Origin of the sequence: Pseudomonas sp. NPDC087690, assembly GCF_044743175.1 — a bacterium.
Classification (GTDB): domain Bacteria; phylum Pseudomonadota; class Gammaproteobacteria; order Pseudomonadales; family Pseudomonadaceae; genus Aquipseudomonas.
Genome location: NZ_JBIUVX010000005.1, coordinates 90,023 through 105,724, shown reverse-complemented (window position 1 = coordinate 105,724; position 15,702 = coordinate 90,023). Strand labels below are relative to the sequence as shown.

Sequence of the window (15,702 nt, the reverse complement as noted above, 5' to 3'; positions counted from 1 at the left end):
AGCAGGTTCACTCCTACAGGGATCTTCGGTGTGTAGGAGTGAGCCTGCTCGCGATGCAGACGACGCGATCTATCAGTTATCAACAGATTCCTGACTCACCACCACCGTACAGGTAATCCCCGCCGCCAACAGCACACCCTCCGGCACTTCATCGATGTGAATGCGCACCGGCACGCGCTGCGCTAACCGAACCCAGTTAAAGGTGGGATTCACATCGGCGATCAACTCACGGCTTTCCGGGTTGTCGCGGTCGTAGATGCCACGGGAAATACTTTCCACATGGCCCTTGAGCACTTCGCCGCTCATCAACTGCATGTCGGCTTTGTCGCCGACTTTCACGTGGGGCAGTTTGGTTTCTTCGAAGAAGCCGTAAACCCAGAACGAGTTCATGTCGACCACGGCCATTTTCGCTTCGCCGATGCGCGCATAGTCACCGCGATGCACGTTGAGGTTGGTCACATAACCGTCGACGGCGGCGCGCACTTCGGTGCGTTTGAGATTGAGTTCGGCGGCCTCAAGTTGCGCCTGCGCGTGTTGGTAATCGGCCAGGGCGGCGTCGGCGATGTTGCTGGCGTCGTCGCGGTTTTCCTTGGAGATCACCAGGTTGTCGAGGTCGGCGCGGCGATGGGCGTTGACCTTGCGCATCTCCCACGTCGACTTGCGCGAAGCGACCAGCGACTGCGCCTGCTTGACCGCAATGCGGTAATGCTCGGGGTCGATCTGCATGAGCAAATCGCCTTTCTTCACCAGTTGGTTGTCGCGCACCGGCACATCGATCACTTCGCCGGTAACGTCGGCGGCGACGTTGATGATATCGGCACGCACGCGGCCATCGCGGGTCCACGGCGTGTTCATGTAGTGCTCCCACAACGTGCGGCCGATCCACAATGCCAGGGCCAGCACCAGCAGGGTCGCGAGCAGGCTGAAAAACTTTTTCATCGGGACGTTCTCAACGGTAGACAGTCAGCGCCATCGCGCCGAACAGACAGGTGAACAGACTCAGACGCAGCAGCGCCGGGTGCCAGAAAAAACGGTACAAATCGAAACCGGACAAAAACCGGTCCACCGCCCAGGCCAGTGCCGCAGCGATGAAAAACATCAGGGTCATGGTCGGCATGTACACGCCGTGGAAGGCGATTTCACGAGGCATGGGCAAGTCCTTCGGGCTTGGCGGGGGCGAACGCGGCGAGCGGTGATTGCGGGTCGAGCAGCGAGGTGCGGATAAAGTGCAGATAGCTCTTCACCCGGCGCAACGCCGAGGTATCGAAGTGCGGCGCAAACGGTTCGTCAGTGGCCGCTACACGACTGATCGCATGGTCGACCGCGACCAGTGCGCGTTCGAGATTGCTGGAGTTCGGTTGCAGGAACAATCGCACCAGCGCGCGACCCATCACGCGAATTGCCTGGCGCCACGGCTGCGTTTCGGCATAGGCCGGGTGCACCGGCAGGATCGCCTGCTCCTTGCGCAACTCGATGATCGCGTGGCCGACTTCGAGCACCACGAACATCCAGCGCAGCAGGTTCTTTTGCACCTTCGGCTCACCCGCCGCGAGACCGTAGGCCTGATGCAGCAAATCGCGGGTGCGGCTCTCGAAACTCGAGGCCAGGCCTTTGAGTTTGCCGCTGATCGCGTAGACCACTTGCCCGCGCAGATCCTGCTCCAGACGTTTCCACAGCCAGCGGCTGTTCGGCGGCAAAATAATTGCCCCGGCTGCCGCGCAAACGAGCATGCCCATGACCATGGCGATGTAGTCGTTGATAAAGGTGTAGGGGTTGTAAATGGTCAGGTTGTCCGGCACTGAACCGGTACTGAAGAAGATCAGCAAACCGAGGCCGACCCCGGCGTATTGCGGCCGCGAGGTGAGGAACGAGCCGAGCACGATCACTGGCGCGAGCATCACGCAAAGCAAAGGGAAACCGTCGATCCACGGGAAGATGAAAAACATCTCGACGAAGCCGATCAATGCGCCGAGGAAGGTGCCGCAGGCCATTTGAAATGCCATGCGTTTCGGGTTCGGCGTAGCGGCGGAGAGGCCCACGGTGGCGGCGGCGATCAGGGTCATGGTCGCGCCACTTGGCCATGCGGTGGCAACCCAATAACTGCCCAACACTACTAGAATGAACGAGGCGCGAATGCCCGAGGCAGCGGCGGCCCACCAGTTGGTTTGCGGAGTAAAGGGCTCGTCCCAGCGCTCGCGTTCGTGGCGGTGATCGGCCAATGAGGCGTGAGTCTGTGCATAACTGTGCAGGTCGTCGACGAAGCGATAGAGCAATTCGTACGCGGTGTGGAAATCCAGTTGTTCGGCTTCACTTGGATCGGTGTCCTGAAAGATCCCGCGAAGGGTTCGCACACGCGTCGGCAGGCCTTCTTTGTAGCTCGCCAGCGCTGTCGCCAAACGAGCGGCATCGGGGCTGGTCAGGGCGCGGCCGCTGAAGCCGTCGAGCACTTCGGCGAGATCCTGCAGGCCCGGTCTGATCGCCGCGACAACGTGCTCTTCGCCGTTGACGCGCAGGCGTTCAAGCAACTGATGCAGGGCGTTGAAGCGCGTGGTGATGCCCATGAATTCGCTGTTCAAACGGCTCAGGCGACCGTTGCGTCGGCGCATGTGCGGGTCTTCGAAAACGGTCACACTGCGCAAGCCTTCAAGGCCCACCGCTTCGGCGATGAAGCGCACGTTGCTCGCCTCGAAAGACTCGGCTTTACTGCGCCCGCGCAGGCCATCGGTGACGAACAGCGCAAACACGCCGAAGCGCTGATACAAGGCGTTGCGCATGGCGGCGCTGGCGGTTTGCGGGAGGATCGCGGCGCTGACCAGGGTCGAGCAGAGAATACCCAGCGAGATCTCCAGTACCCGCCACACCGCCGCCATGAATGCGCCGTCCGGGTGCGCCAGTGCGGGCAAGCCGACCATCGCTGCCGTATAACCGGCGAGGACAAAACCGTAGGCGCGGAAGTTACGGCAGCGCGCGGCACCGGCCGAGCATATGCCGACCCAGATCGCCAACGAACCGAGGAACAGTTCGGTGTTCTGCGCGAATAACGCAATCAGCGCGACCATCATCGCCGACCCGGCCAGCGTCCCGAGGAAGCGATAGAAACTCTTGGCGAACACCTGGCCGCTTTGCGGCTGCATGACGATGAACACGGTGATCATCGCCGTGCGCGGCTGCGGCAATTCCAGGCGCATGGCCAGCCACAGCGTGAGGAATGCGGCGAGCAACACCTTGAAGATGTAGACCCAGGTCACGCCATCGCTGCGCGCCCAGTCGAAGAAACCACGGCGCCATTCCAGGGAGTAGAGCCAGCGCAGAGGTGCGGGCAAGGGAGTCATTTAATTGTGCTCATGGATTCAGGCAAGACGCGGTCCCTGTAGGAGTGAGCCTGCTCGCGATAGCCATTTCACATTCAACATTTCTGTCGACTGATGCACCGCTATCGCGAGCAGGCTCACTCCTACAATGGGTTGTGTGTTCAACGTAGGAGGGCCGGGGTTTTCGGCGCTTGGGTTTTCTCGGCCGACGGTACGTCGTTGCCGGCACCAAGGCCCCCGCCCAGCGCAGTCACCAACTCCGCATGCGCACTCAACCGCGCCGCCTGCACCTGCTGCTGCACTTGCTGCTGCTTGAACAGCAACGTCTGCGCATTGAGTACGTTGAGGTAATCGGTGAGGCCGCGCTGATACGCGATCATCGCGATGTCGTAGGTCTTCTGCGCCGTGGCCACCGACTCGGCAGCGAAGCCTTGCTGCTTGTCCATCGACTCGCGGCGGATCAACTGATCCGAGATGTTCTTCAGTGCATTCACCAGCGTCTGGTTGTAATGCGCCACGGCGATGTCGTAACTGGCGGAGGCTTCACCCAATTCGGCACGCAGTCGGCCACCGTCGAAGATCGGCAGCGAGATCGCCGGGCCGACGTTGTAGTTGAGTTTCTTGCCGGTCAAAAACTCCAGCGCGCCTCCGCCGGTGGCCATGTAACCGAGGCTGCCGACCAGATCGACGTTGGGATAAAACCCGGCGTGCGCCACATCGATCCCGCGAGCCTGTGCCGCGACTTGCCAGCGACTGGCGACCACGTCCGGACGCTGGCCGAGCAGTTCGGCGGGCAATGCCGACGGCAGTTTCAGCGCAGCGCCGAGAGACAGTGTCGGGCGCTGCAACTGCGCGCCCTCGCCCGGCCCTTTACCGGCTAACGCTGCCAACTGATTGCGACTGAGGGCAATCTCTTCGTCCAGCGCATCGATTTGCCGATGGGTTTCCGGCAGCGGCGTCTCGGCCTGGCTGACTTCGAAGTGCGTGCCGATCCCGCCGTTCAAACGCTTCTGCGCCAGATCGAGAATCTGCTGTTGCTGCTTGAGCGTCGCGTCAACAATGTCGCGCTGCGCGTAATGCAGCGACAGTTCGATGTAGGCGCGAACGATGTTGTTCTGCAATTCCAGCTGCGCCAGCCGCGCCTCGGCGGCGCTCATGTGCGCCAGATCCACCGCCCGCTCGCTGCTATTGCTTTCGCGGCCCCAGAGGTCGAGGGCGTAGCTGAAACCCAGTGCCGCGTTGTTGTCCCAGGTGGTGGTGTTGGCCAGCTCGCCCGGACCGTAGAACTGATCGGTCGGCCAGTTGTGTCGTTTTAGGGTCGACTCGCCATTGATCTGCAACGACTCCGCCGCTTCGGTAACGCCGGCCAGGGCTTTGGCCTGACGCACCCGCGCGGCGGCCATGGCCATGGTCGGGCTGCCTTGCACGGCGAGGTCGATCCAGCGGTTGAGTTGCGGGTCGCCGTAGGCTTGCCACCATTGCGCGGTGGGCCAGTTGGCGTCACGGGCGGCGTGGGCGATGGCGTCGTCGGTGGCCAGTGTATTGGCGTCCAACGCGTTGCCCTGCGGGGCAATTCCGTCCGTTGAGATGCAGCCGCCAAGACCCAGGGTAAAAGCCAGAACACTGAGCGGCAAAAGCGCTCTGTTGATGCGACGCGGCACAGCTGCGAATTCCTGAGAAGAGGATAAGGCGGGGCGTGTTCTCTGTAGGAGCTGCCGCAGGCTCGGGCCGCGTTCGGACGATCTTTTGATCTTGATTCCCTTAAAACAAAATCAAAAGATCGCAGCCTTCGGCAGCTCCTACAGGAATCGGCGCAATTCTAGGGGGCGCCCTCAATGGCGATAAGCTGGGATTTCTGTGAATCTTTGTTACGGTTAACGAGATAATCCCTTGGTCGGGGGTCTCGCCCCTGAAACTTCGTGTCACAATTTGCCATCTCCCTTGAGAGCACCCCATGGACACTTTGCAAAACATGCGCGCCTTCAGTTGTGTCGCCGAAGCCGGCAGCTTCACTGCCGCCGCCGTGCAACTCGACACCACCACCGCCAACGTCTCGCGCGCGGTCTCCAACCTGGAAGCCCACCTGCAAACCCGCTTGCTCAACCGCACCACGCGGCGCATCGCCCTCACCGAAGCGGGCAAACGCTACCTGCTGCGCTGCGAACAGATCCTCGCCTACGTCGAAGAGGCCGAAGCCGAAGCCAGCGACGCCCACGCGCGCCCGGCCGGGCAATTGAAAGTGCACACCATGACCGGCATCGGCCAGCACTTCGTCATCGACGCCATCGCCCGCTACCGCAAGACTCACCCGGATGTGACCTTCGACCTGACCCTGGCCAACCGCGTGCCGGACCTGCTCGACGAGGGCTACGACGTGTCCATCGTGCTCGCCAGCGAATTGCCGGACTCGGGCTTCGTCTCGCAACGCCTGGGCATCACCTACAGCATCGTCTGCGCCTCCCCCGCGTACGTGAAAGCCAACGGCGCCGCGCAAAAGCCCAGCGACCTGCTCAACCACGCCTGCCTGCGCCTGGTCAGCCCGGTGATTCCGTTGGAGAAGTGGGCCTTCGACGGCCCGGAAGGCCAGGAAATGGTCACCATCAACAGTTCGCCGTTTCTGGTGAACTCCGCCGATGCGATGAAAACCGCGATCACCAGCGGCATGGGCGTGGGCGTGTTGCCGGTGTATGCGGCGATCGAAGGTTTGCGCAACGGCACACTGGTGCGGGTGATGCCGAACTACCGCTCGCAAGAACTGAACCTGTATGCGATCTACCCTTCGCGGCAATATCTGGATGCGAAGATCAAGACGTGGGTTGAGTATTTGCGTGGGTCGTTGCCGGAAATTCTTGCGGCGCATCAAGCCGAATTGGCCGCCTACGAACTCAGCGGCAGCCTCGCCGGCGCCCGAGTCGCCAACTGACGTTTAAACACACCACGCCCCTGTAGGAGCTGCCGCAGGCTGCGATCTTTTGATCTTGCCGTTTAAAAATCAAAAGATCGTCCGAACGCGGCCCGAGCCTACGGCAGCTCCTACAGATTGAGGATTTCGCGGATGTTTCCGACAGGTCGCGTCGGTTGTCTGTCGGAAGTGAGGTGGATAGGCTTTGGGTGTCGCTGACGAATCAGCGACCGGGCTTGGTCGTCCGAATTATGAATGGAGCACTTCAAGGAGTTTCACCGTGCTCAATCCTGCTCAAAATCCATCTGCAAACGAAGATACCACCCCCTACGAATTCCCCGGCTCAAAAAGATTCCACGAAGCCGCCGAACGCGCCCTCGACCACTACCTCAAACCCAACGCCCTCACCCTGCGCTTCCACAAACCCAGCACCATGTTCCAGGTCGCCCCGGAACAGGACAGCGAAAGCCTGCTGGTCCACGCCTGCGAATCCCTGGCACAGGCCAGCCTCATGACCAGCGACATCGCCGCCTACATCGACCTGCCGCAACGACGGACGATCCTGGCGATCCAGCAGATCATCATGCTGGCTGAACTGGCGGTGAATCGAGTGCTGGATAACCACGAAATAGCCCAACCCCCAACCCACAACTGATTCCCCTGTGGGAGCGAGCCTGCTCGCGAAGACGTCAGCACACTCAATATTTACGGCGTCTGACACACCGCTATCGCGAGCAGGCTCACTCCTACAGTTGGATTGAGTACATCTGGCAGGAACTGGTCGGCTGTCAGGCCGCCATCGCTGGCAAGCCAAGCTCCCACAGGGATTGAGTGCGGTCTGAAAGAAATGGGGCGGCTGTCAGGCCGCCATCGCTGGCAAGCCAGGCTCCCACAGGAATTGTGTGCGGTCTGAAAGAAATGGGGCGGCTGTCAGGCCGCCATCGCTGGCAAGCCAGGCTCCCACAGGAATTGTGTGCGGTCTGAAAGAAATGGGTCGGCTGTCAGGCCGCCTTCGCGAGCAAGCTCTACTCCTACAAAAAGCACAAGCAAGATCAAAGGATCGCAGCCTGCGGCAGCTCCTACACAGGATGAGCGCAAGCTCGACAAAGCTTTTGATCTTGATCCACGAGCGACGTCGGAAGGCTGAGTGGAGGGATTGATCCGGGGGTGGGAGCGCAGCGACCGTTTGGCGCAGCCAAACACAGCGAGAGGAGGTGCAGCGAAGCAAACCGTAGGCGCTGCCCCCCGGATCGATCCCGGAGCGAAGGAACCCCGAGCCCCAGCGAGCGGGCCGAACGCAGGAGCAAAGCCTTTTCGGTTACCTTTTCGGCGTTTGGAAAAGGTGACTCGCCGTAAGGGCGAAACCGCCAGTCGCAACCCCAAAAAAAACGGATATACACCCAAAACCCCAAGAACATGGCCGGCCCAAAGGCCGCCAAGACATCCCCAAGGCAAAAATGTTAGCTTGCTTGGCATCAAGCCCGACAACGAGCCAAAACCAATGAAAAAAACTGTCCTGGCCTTCAGCCGCATCACCCCGCCAATGATCGAACGCCTGCAACAAGAGTTCGACGTCATCGTCCCCAACCCAAAAACCGGCGACATCAACGCCCAATTCAACGAAGCCCTGCCCCACGCCCACGGCCTCATCGGCGTCGGCCGCAAACTCGGCCAGGCCCAACTCGAAACCGCGACCAAACTCGAAGTGGTCTCAAGCGTCTCCGTCGGCTACGACAACTACGACCTCGACTACTTCAACCACCGCGGCATCATGCTCACCAACACCCCCGACGTCCTCACCGAAAGCACCGCTGATCTGGCCTTTGCACTGATCATGAGCAGCGCCCGCCGCGTCGCCGAACTCGACGCCTGGACCAAGGCCGGCCAATGGCAAGCCAGCGTCGGCGCCCCGCTGTTCGGCAGCGACGTACACGGCAAAACCCTCGGCATCGTCGGCATGGGCAACATCGGTGCCGCCATCGCCCGCCGTGGCCACCTCGGCTTCAACATGCCGATCATCTACAGCGGCAACAGCCGCAAAACCGACCTTGAACAACAACTCGGCGCGCAATTTCGCAGCCTCGACCAACTGCTGGCTGAAGCCGACTTCGTCTGCCTGGTCGTGCCACTCAGCGACAAAACCCGCCACCTCATCAGCCACCGCGAATTGGCCTTGATGAAACCAAGCGCCATCCTCGTCAACATCTCCCGTGGCCCGGTCGTCGACGAACCCGCGCTGATCGAAGCCCTGCAAAACAACCGCATTCGCGGTGCCGGTCTGGACGTTTACGAAAAAGAACCGCTGGCCGAGTCGCCACTGTTCCAGTTGAAAAACGCCGTAACCCTGCCGCACATCGGCTCGGCCACGAATGAAACCCGCGAAGCCATGGCCAACCGTGCCCTCGCCAACCTGCGCAGCGCCTTGCTCGGCGAACGCCCGCAGGATCTGGTCAACCCGCAAGTCTGGCGCGGATGACAGAACGGGCAAGTACGACAGTACTTGCCCGTTTTATTAAAAAACACAATGAAACACACACCTTGTAATTGAACCCGAACCAAAACCCGAAACAACCGTTATAAACTCTCCTCAACTATCGAATTCACGACAATAAGTTATGGAGAGATTTAACCTTGAACAGCCTTAGCACCGACGAAATAGTACGATATAGTAAAGTCATCCTCATGGCACTTATAAGCTTTTTTGGAATTCTGGTGATGTTCAGCAACTTTACCGACTATGCTTCAAATTATGAGTATGTCGGCCATGTTCTGAGCATGGACACCAGTCTGAAAAACCCCAATATACGCTATCGGGCAATCACTTCCCCCATGCTGCACCACCGGATCTACTGGCTGATCATAACGCTGGAGGCGCTCTATACAAGTTTCTGCCTCGTGGGCACTTATCACCTTTACCGAAAAATAAAACAATCGGCAGCGGTTTTTCATGAAGCCAAAAAGTATGCGGTTATCGGCTTGTTGATCGCAATATTCATTTACTACTTCTGCCTGCAAGTCGTTGGCGTCGAATGGTTCGACATGGACAACTCGGAAATCTGGAACGCCAAGGACTGGGCAAGGCATATAGTCGACTTTATATTCCCGCTAATGATTTTTATCATTCTGAAGATCGAGCAGTGATAAATAAGCGCTCGATCTTCAAAGCGATCAGGCTAACTTTTCCTGCGCTGAAAGTTGCGCTGGCCGAGGCTTGCGAAATACCAATAAGTTACCCAGCATCACCAGTACCAGGCCGGCCAGTGCTGGCGCTGTCCACTGATAACCTTCAGCAAACGCAGAAACGTTCAGTGCCACCACCGGGAACAGCACCGTGCAATAGGCAGCCCGTTCCGGCCCCATGCGCCCGACCAGCGTCAGATAAGCGGTGAAGCCGATGACTGAACCCGGTATCACCAGATACAAAAGCGCCCCGACATAGCGTGATGACCAGTCCATGTCGAACGGAATACCTTTGACCAGGCACCACAGCGATAACATCGCAGCACCGTAGGCCATGCCCCAGGCATTGGTGGTCAGCGGCTTGAGGCCGGCCTTCTGTTGCAGGCTCGAGAGCATGTTGCCCGCCGAGAAACACAGCGTGCCGCACAGCGCCAGACCGAGACCGAACAAGGTTTGCGGGGTAGCCTGATGCCCGGCCAGTTCCGGCCAGAACAACATGCCGAGGCCAGACAGCCCCAGCGCACCGCCCATCAGCACATTGCGCGCAATACGCTGAGCGAAGAACACCCGCGCATTCAGCGCGTTCCACAATGTCGCGGTGGAAAACACCACTGCTACCAGGCCACTGGGAATCCACTGACTGGCCGTCAGGAAACACATGAAATTCACGCAGAACAGGCACAACCCCTGCGCGACACAGATCAGGTGACCGCGCCGGTTCATCGGTTGCAGACGCCGACTGAGCAGCAGCAATGCAAACAGCACCAGTGCAGCGAGGCCGAAGCGATAAACGATCGACACCGCAATCGCCACCACGCCCAGTTGCCATTTCAGGGCAATCCAGGTGGTGCCCCAGATCAGCACGGTCAGCAGATACAACGAAAGATTCATGACAGAGGCTCCTCGATAGGCCTTGAGTGTCGACTGCATCTGCCAGACTGCGCTTGCACAATCTTGCGCTTTTGTCGCCCGCCGGGCTGGCAGGGCGGCGCCTACGGAGTAGGATGCAAGGCGTTGGAGAGAAACGATCATGTCCGCCATCGATACCCTGCAAGTCTTTCAGGCACTTAACCGTTCGCCCAATGCACGTCTCGTGCATAGCGCCGAACTCGGTGACGGTTTGTCTGCGGCCCTGTGGACCAATCACCATGACGCCCAGGAATACGAGGCGCCGAGTCATCACACTCTTTCCTGCTATATCGCGGGCGGCACCGGCACCTTTCGTCGCGGGCAACCGGGGCACAAAGGCGGGCCGGACAAGTTGTGCATTCTGCCGGCGGATCACCAGTCCGGCTGGGTGATCAACGGCGATATTCGCCTCGCGCACCTGTATTTCAGCGCCGAACAATTTGCCCTGGGTTGCGTCACGCTGCTGGATCGCGAGCCACGGGAAATGCAATTGCGTGAACAGACCTTTCTTGAAGACCCGCAGCAGGCGCAGCGCTTTCGCCAGTTGCTGACGTTGAACTGGGATGAGCCCGCGGAACGTTTGCTGACCAGCAGCCTCGCCCATGAACTGCTCAGCCACACGCTGCTCAGCCAGGTCGGTGCTCGTCAGGGCTTGCGGCTAAAGGGCGGCCTGGCGCCGCATCAGCGCCGGCAATTGGTGGAGTTCATCGACAGTCAGTTGGCCGAACCGATCAGCCTCGGTCAACTCGCGGGACTGTGTGCGTTGTCGGAATACCACTTTGCGCGGATGTTCCGTACGAGCTTCGGCCTGCCACCGCATCAATACGTGCTGGCGCGGCGCTTGAGCCGGGCGCGGGAGTTGTTGCGCAGCACTTCGCTGCCGTTGGGGGAGATTGCGCTGGCGTGCGGGTTTGCCAGTGCCAGTCATTTCACTAATCGGTTCAAGCAGGTTCTGGGCGGGACGCCGGGCGAATATCGGCTGGCGTTTTTGCGTTGAAGCCTTTTCCCCTCACCCCAGCCCTCTCCCTGAGGGAGAGGGAGCCGACCGAGGTGTCTGGCGCTATACGTCGACCTGAAACACCGAAGCGATTATGTATTCAAAGCATCACGTTCAAGTCGGTGTACCTTTGGAATATCCCCCGGTCAGTCCCCTCTCCCCCCGGGAGAGGGTTAGGCGGGCGGCGTTCCGATGAGGGGTTTTTGATCTTGGCTTAAAACTCCAAAGTGCTGGACAGCGAAACCTGCCGCGAATCGCCCATCGACACGAAGAACCGGCTCGCCGCCGAGGTGTAGTAAGTGCGATCAAACAGGTTCTTCACATTGAGCTGAAACTTGACCTTCTGCCCTTCAACCTTGGTGTCGTAAGTGGCAAACGCATCGGCCACGGTGTAGCTCGGCAGATCAAAATCATTCACCGCGTTACCGGCACGCTCACCGACATAACGAGCGCCAGCGCCAACGCGTAGCTGATCACCGCCGATCACGCTGCCGAAGTCATACACCGCCGACAATGAACCGGAATTCTTCGCCACATTCTGCAAACGCTTGCCTTTGTAGTCCGGGTCTTCGGTGACTTCGGCATCGGTGTAGGCGTAGCTGCCGATCATGCTCCAGTGCTCGCTCAACTGACCGGTCAGATCCATTTCCAGACCACGGGAGCGCACTTCGCCGGCCGCACTGTAGATCGTCGTCGGGCCTTCGGAATTGGCCACCAGCACGTTGCGTTTCTTGATGTCGAACAGCGCGATGTTGCCGGTGATTTGTCCCGGCATATCGAGGCGCGCGCCCAGCTCCCATGACTTGGCTTCTTCCGGTGCAATGCTGCCGTCGAGCACGGTGCTGCTGCCGCTCAACGGGGCGATGGTCGAGTTGGGTTTGAACGATTCGGTGTAGCTGCCGTAGAACGACAAGGCGTCGGTGTAGCGATACACCAGACCGGCGCGTGGCACCCACTTCTGGCCGTTGCTGTCGGTGTTGGCCTTGAACGGCATGCCTTTGCCTGCGTACTGGTCGTACTCCTGAAAGCGCCCACCAGCGACCAGAATCCACTGGTCGGTGAGGTGGATCGAGTCCTGCAGGAAGATCGAATCGCTGCGCAGTTCATCGGTCTGCGCGCTGTCGGCGGCACTGACGGTGGTGCCTTCGACTTCACGGCCATACACCGGATTGACGTAGCTGAAAGTGCTCAGGCTTTTCTGGCGGATCAGGTCGGCACGGTAGATCTTGCGATATTCGTCGTCGACGCCGAACACCAGGTCATGCTGCAGGCCCAGCACGTTGACTTTGCCTTCAAGGCTGGCGGTGGTGAAACGGTCGGTGCTGATCGCGCCTTGGGTGCCGTCCATGCTGCGGGTCAGTGTGCCGTTTTTGGTGTTGATGGCGGTGACACGCACCTGGCTGGCGTCGTAGGTTTCACGGTTCCAGCTGTAGCCGAAGTGGGCCTTCCAGTCGTCGTTGAGTTCGTGGTCAGCTTCGAAATGGTAGAGGTCGGAACGCCCTTCCATGTCGTTGAACGGCTCGTCCAGACGCTCGTCGCGCGAGATATCCAGCGGATGATTGGTGCGCGGATCGATCAGCGTGCCACGGTCGAACGGCGTGAGGAATTCACGGTGTTCGTAAGCGAACAGCAGCTTGGTGCTTTCGCCGAACCAGGCCAGCGACGGCGCGATCAGGGTTTCGCGATGGGTGCCGAAATTGCGCCAGTAATCTTCGTCTTCATGATCAAGCACCATGCGATAGGCCAAACCGGTATCGCCCAGTGCACCGGTGCTGTCGAAGGTGCCGCCACTGCCATTCTTGCCATCGCCGTAGGTCGAGCCACGCAAGGTCAGCGCGTTGTACGGCGTCAGTTCGGGTTTCTTGCTGACCATGTTGACCACGCCGCCCGGGTCCTGAATGCCATAGAGCAACGAGGCCGGCCCCTTGAGCACTTCGACGCGATCGACCGTGGCGTTCATGCCACGGCCCTGCACGATCGGCATGCCGTCGCGCATGATCGAACCGTTGCGGTTGTCACCGAAGCCGCGCGTCATCACCGAGTCTTGCGTGCTGCCGAGCGTGTTGCCTTGAGTGATGCCACTGACGTTGGCCAGCGCATCGTCGAGATTGCGCGGGGCCTGATCGCGGATGACCTGGGCCGCAATCACGTTGACTGTCTGCGGGACTTCCTGCAGCGAGGCCGAGGAACGCATCACCGAGCTGGTTTCCGGTGGCTGATAGCTCATTGAGTCGTTGCGCAACGAGGTTATGGTGGTGGCGCCGAGGTTCAGCGCGCCTTCAGTCGGTTTCGGTTCCAGCGCCAAGGTATGGCTGTCGGTGCGGCGGAAGCTCAGGCCCGAGCCGCTGAGCAGGCGCTGCAACGCCTGTTCGGCGTTCATCTGGCCGTTGACCGCCGGTGCAGTGAGGCCGTACGGCGCTTCATCGGTGTAGACCACGCTCTGCCCGGTGACACGACTGAAGTCGCTGAGGGCTTGGGGCAGCGGTTTGGCGGCCAAGGCGAAATTGAACTGTTTTTGCGTCTGACTGCTGGCCGCTTCAGCGGCGAGCGCCATGCTCGTCGGCAACAACGCCAATGCCGAAAAACTCAACGCCGACACGCCCAACCACTGTTTGACCGAACCCGATTTTGCCCTGGACTTCATTGCTCAATGACCTGTGTAGAACCGCTACGGATGCGAATGGATCGCAGTTTCAGTCACTACACGGATGGGGCAGATGTTTACCTCACCAACATTTGAAAATTATTTTTTGTGGTGTTCGATCGGGCGCCATCGCGAGCAGGCTCACTCCTACATTTGGAATGCGTTCCCCTGTAGGAGTGACCCTGCTCGCGATGGCTTTAGCCGCCTCAACGCAAAATAATCAGATGCCCCAACACCTGATGCTGCTCAAACCCCATCACTCCCTGCAGGGAACTGAGCACCGCCTGTGGATCCTTGCTCGGAAAACTGCCACTGACCTTACGCGCCGCCAACTCGTCGTTGAGCACAACAATCCGCCCCGGGTAATAACGCCGCAGATCTTCAACCACCTCGGCCAGCGTCGATTTGTAATACGTCAGCCAGCCCTGGCGCCAAGCCAGTTGCGCCTCACTGTCCGTCGCGTGAAGTTTTTCCGCCGCGCCGTCACCGTAAGCCACCTGCTGCCCGGCCGTGAGAATCTGCTGTTCGCCTTGACGATCGGCCTTCACCCCAACGCGCCCGGACAGCACCGTGACCTGCGCGCCGTGTGGCTGCAGGCGCACTTCGAATTGCGTACCGAGCACCCGCGCCTCGCCCTGCTCGGCCTCGACCACAAACGGATCACCGGTGTGCGTCACGCTGAAAAAACCGGCACCGCGACGCAGTTGCACATGCCGCTCGCCGTGACTGAAATCCACGGCAATGGCGCTGTCGCCATCGAGCGTGACTTGCGATTGATCGGCCAGGGTCACCGTACGAATTTCACCGGGGGCCGAGACGTAATCCGCGCCGAGATCTTCGACCCAACGCTGCGGCTGCCAGCCCGTACCGAGGCTGACCATCAACAGCAGACACGCCGCCATCGCCAGCGCTGCGGAGCAACGCAACAGCGGCGAACGACGCGGGCGCGCCATCGCATCGAGATAGCCCTGCAACGCCAACGCCTCTTCAGCGGCCAGTGTCTGCGCCGGACCTTCGCTCAATTCCCAGAGCACTTGCGCCTGCGCGTATGCCTCGGCGTGGGCCGGATCGGCGCGCAGCCATTGGCTGAATGTCAATTGATCGCCAGCACTCGGACGATCGTGCAACAGGCTCAGCCAGGCCAGTGCGGCCTGCTCCTGAGCGGGCGTCGGACGGATGCAATCGGTGTGCTTCACGGTGCTTTCCCTGGCGGACGTGGCGCGGGTTCGCGCAGGCTGGCCTTGCAGGCCTCGAGGGCGCGCATCATATGTTTTTCCACAGCACTTTGGGAAAGGCCCATGGCTTTGGCGATTTGCGCGTACTTGCGACCGTGGATGCGATTGAGCAAAAAGATCTGTCGAGTACGCTCGGGCAACGCACGCAACGCCGCTTCGACATGGCGCAAATCGTTGCCCGCTTCCAGCGCGGCTTGCGGCTCGCTGCCGTGGCTGTGCGGTTCGTCCGGTTGCCAGCCTTCATTGACCCGTGTGCGCGTGCCTTCGCTGCGCAGATGGTCGATGGCAATGTTGCCGGCACAGCGCAACAGGTAGGTGCTGAGTTCTTCGACCTGCACCAGCGGCCGTCGCCAGAAGCGCAGAAACAGGTCCTGCACCAGATCCGCCGCCGTCGCCCGGCAACCGACGCGCCGGCTCACCAGCGCTTCCATTTGCGAACGCTGGGACAGAAAAACCTGGAGAAAATGCGCACGTGCGCCACGCGGCTCGTCGTCGCGCGATTCTGGCGGCAGACCGATCAGCAC

13 protein-coding genes are annotated in these 15,702 nt (G+C 60.2%); 5 read left to right on the top strand and 8 right to left on the bottom strand.

Going from position 1 to position 15,702, the window contains the following annotated elements; translation table 11 throughout:
* Positions 1-72: 72 nt before the first annotated feature.
* The 4 genes from ACIPIZ_RS09830 to ACIPIZ_RS09815 form a co-directional block, all read right to left on the bottom strand.
* The gene (locus tag ACIPIZ_RS09830; protein WP_064393321.1) at positions 73-939 is read right to left on the bottom strand and encodes an HlyD family secretion protein; all 867 of its coding nucleotides are present in this window, start codon (positions 937-939) and stop codon (positions 73-75) included.
* 10 nt (positions 940-949) lie between these two features.
* Positions 950-1,150 carry a DUF1656 domain-containing protein gene (locus ACIPIZ_RS09825; protein ID WP_007914106.1) on the bottom strand — a complete coding sequence of 67 codons (201 nt, stop codon included), beginning with the start codon at positions 1,148-1,150 and terminating at the stop codon, positions 950-952.
* Complete coding sequence (locus tag ACIPIZ_RS09820; protein WP_401165127.1) at positions 1,140-3,332, bottom strand: FUSC family protein; 2,193 nt, start codon at positions 3,330-3,332, stop codon at positions 1,140-1,142. Before ACIPIZ_RS09820 ends, ACIPIZ_RS09825 begins: the two co-directional genes overlap by 11 nt.
* A 140-nt stretch (positions 3,333-3,472) precedes the next feature.
* Positions 3,473-4,972, bottom strand: coding sequence for an efflux transporter outer membrane subunit (locus tag ACIPIZ_RS09815; protein ID WP_401165125.1), 1,500 nt, complete (start codon positions 4,970-4,972; stop codon positions 3,473-3,475).
* A gap of 293 nt (positions 4,973-5,265) precedes the next feature.
* On the opposite strand from ACIPIZ_RS09815, the gene ACIPIZ_RS09810 reads away from it, so the two are divergent.
* From ACIPIZ_RS09810 to ACIPIZ_RS09795, 4 genes are all read left to right on the top strand, one after another.
* Positions 5,266-6,234: a LysR family transcriptional regulator gene (locus tag ACIPIZ_RS09810; protein ID WP_007914118.1), complete on the top strand. Its 969-nt coding sequence runs from the start codon at positions 5,266-5,268 to the stop codon at positions 6,232-6,234.
* 259 nt (positions 6,235-6,493) lie between these two features.
* Complete coding sequence (locus ACIPIZ_RS09805) at positions 6,494-6,868, top strand: DUF6124 family protein (protein ID WP_401165123.1); 375 nt, start codon at positions 6,494-6,496, stop codon at positions 6,866-6,868.
* Positions 6,869-7,714: 846 nt separating this feature from the next.
* A complete protein-coding gene (locus ACIPIZ_RS09800) occupies positions 7,715-8,689 on the top strand; it encodes a 2-hydroxyacid dehydrogenase (RefSeq protein WP_401165121.1) in 975 nt (324 codons plus the stop codon).
* Between the two features lie 155 nt (positions 8,690-8,844).
* Entirely contained in the window at positions 8,845-9,354 is a 510-nt protein-coding gene (locus ACIPIZ_RS09795) for a DUF2165 family protein (RefSeq protein ID WP_064387942.1), read from the top strand.
* A gap of 27 nt (positions 9,355-9,381) precedes the next feature.
* On the opposite strand, the gene ACIPIZ_RS09790 is transcribed toward ACIPIZ_RS09795, so the two are convergent.
* Positions 9,382-10,284 (bottom strand): DMT family transporter, encoded by a 903-nt coding sequence (locus ACIPIZ_RS09790; RefSeq protein WP_064387943.1) that lies wholly within the window; start codon positions 10,282-10,284, stop codon positions 9,382-9,384.
* A gap of 139 nt (positions 10,285-10,423) precedes the next feature.
* Here ACIPIZ_RS09790 and ACIPIZ_RS09785 point away from each other — a divergent pair, with 139 nt between their 5' ends.
* Entirely contained in the window at positions 10,424-11,299 is an 876-nt protein-coding gene (locus ACIPIZ_RS09785; protein ID WP_122662310.1) for an AraC family transcriptional regulator, read from the top strand.
* A 214-nt stretch (positions 11,300-11,513) separates the two neighbouring features.
* Here ACIPIZ_RS09785 and ACIPIZ_RS09780 read toward each other — a convergent pair whose 3' ends face one another.
* The 3 genes from ACIPIZ_RS09780 to ACIPIZ_RS09770 form a co-directional block, all read right to left on the bottom strand.
* Positions 11,514-13,943, bottom strand: a complete 2,430-nt coding sequence (locus tag ACIPIZ_RS09780) for a TonB-dependent siderophore receptor (RefSeq protein ID WP_401165119.1) — start codon at positions 13,941-13,943, stop codon at positions 11,514-11,516.
* Positions 13,944-14,149: 206 nt separating this feature from the next.
* Positions 14,150-15,139 (bottom strand): FecR family protein, encoded by a 990-nt coding sequence (locus tag ACIPIZ_RS09775; protein ID WP_401165118.1) that lies wholly within the window; start codon positions 15,137-15,139, stop codon positions 14,150-14,152.
* On the bottom strand, positions 15,136-15,702 hold the full coding sequence (locus ACIPIZ_RS09770) for an RNA polymerase sigma factor (RefSeq protein ID WP_105705549.1): 567 nt from the start codon (positions 15,700-15,702) through the stop codon (positions 15,136-15,138). Before ACIPIZ_RS09770 ends, ACIPIZ_RS09775 begins: the two co-directional genes overlap by 4 nt.

What these genes read in the sequence shown, in the direction of transcription:
- ACIPIZ_RS09820 (WP_401165127.1), bottom strand. Translation starts at nt 3,332, where the DNA reads ATGACTCCCTTGCCCGCACCTCTGCGCTGGCTCTACTCCCTGGAATGG.
- ACIPIZ_RS09825 (WP_007914106.1), bottom strand. Translation starts at nt 1,150, where the DNA reads ATGCCTCGTGAAATCGCCTTCCACGGCGTGTACATGCCGACCATGACC.
- ACIPIZ_RS09800 (WP_401165121.1), top strand. Translation starts at nt 7,715, where the DNA reads ATGAAAAAAACTGTCCTGGCCTTCAGCCGCATCACCCCGCCAATGATC.
- ACIPIZ_RS09780 (WP_401165119.1), bottom strand. Translation starts at nt 13,943, where the DNA reads ATGAAGTCCAGGGCAAAATCGGGTTCGGTCAAACAGTGGTTGGGCGTG.
- ACIPIZ_RS09830 (WP_064393321.1), bottom strand. Translation starts at nt 939, where the DNA reads ATGAAAAAGTTTTTCAGCCTGCTCGCGACCCTGCTGGTGCTGGCCCTG.
- ACIPIZ_RS09790 (WP_064387943.1), bottom strand. Translation starts at nt 10,284, where the DNA reads ATGAATCTTTCGTTGTATCTGCTGACCGTGCTGATCTGGGGCACCACC.
- ACIPIZ_RS09810 (WP_007914118.1), top strand. Translation starts at nt 5,266, where the DNA reads ATGGACACTTTGCAAAACATGCGCGCCTTCAGTTGTGTCGCCGAAGCC.
- ACIPIZ_RS09785 (WP_122662310.1), top strand. Translation starts at nt 10,424, where the DNA reads ATGTCCGCCATCGATACCCTGCAAGTCTTTCAGGCACTTAACCGTTCG.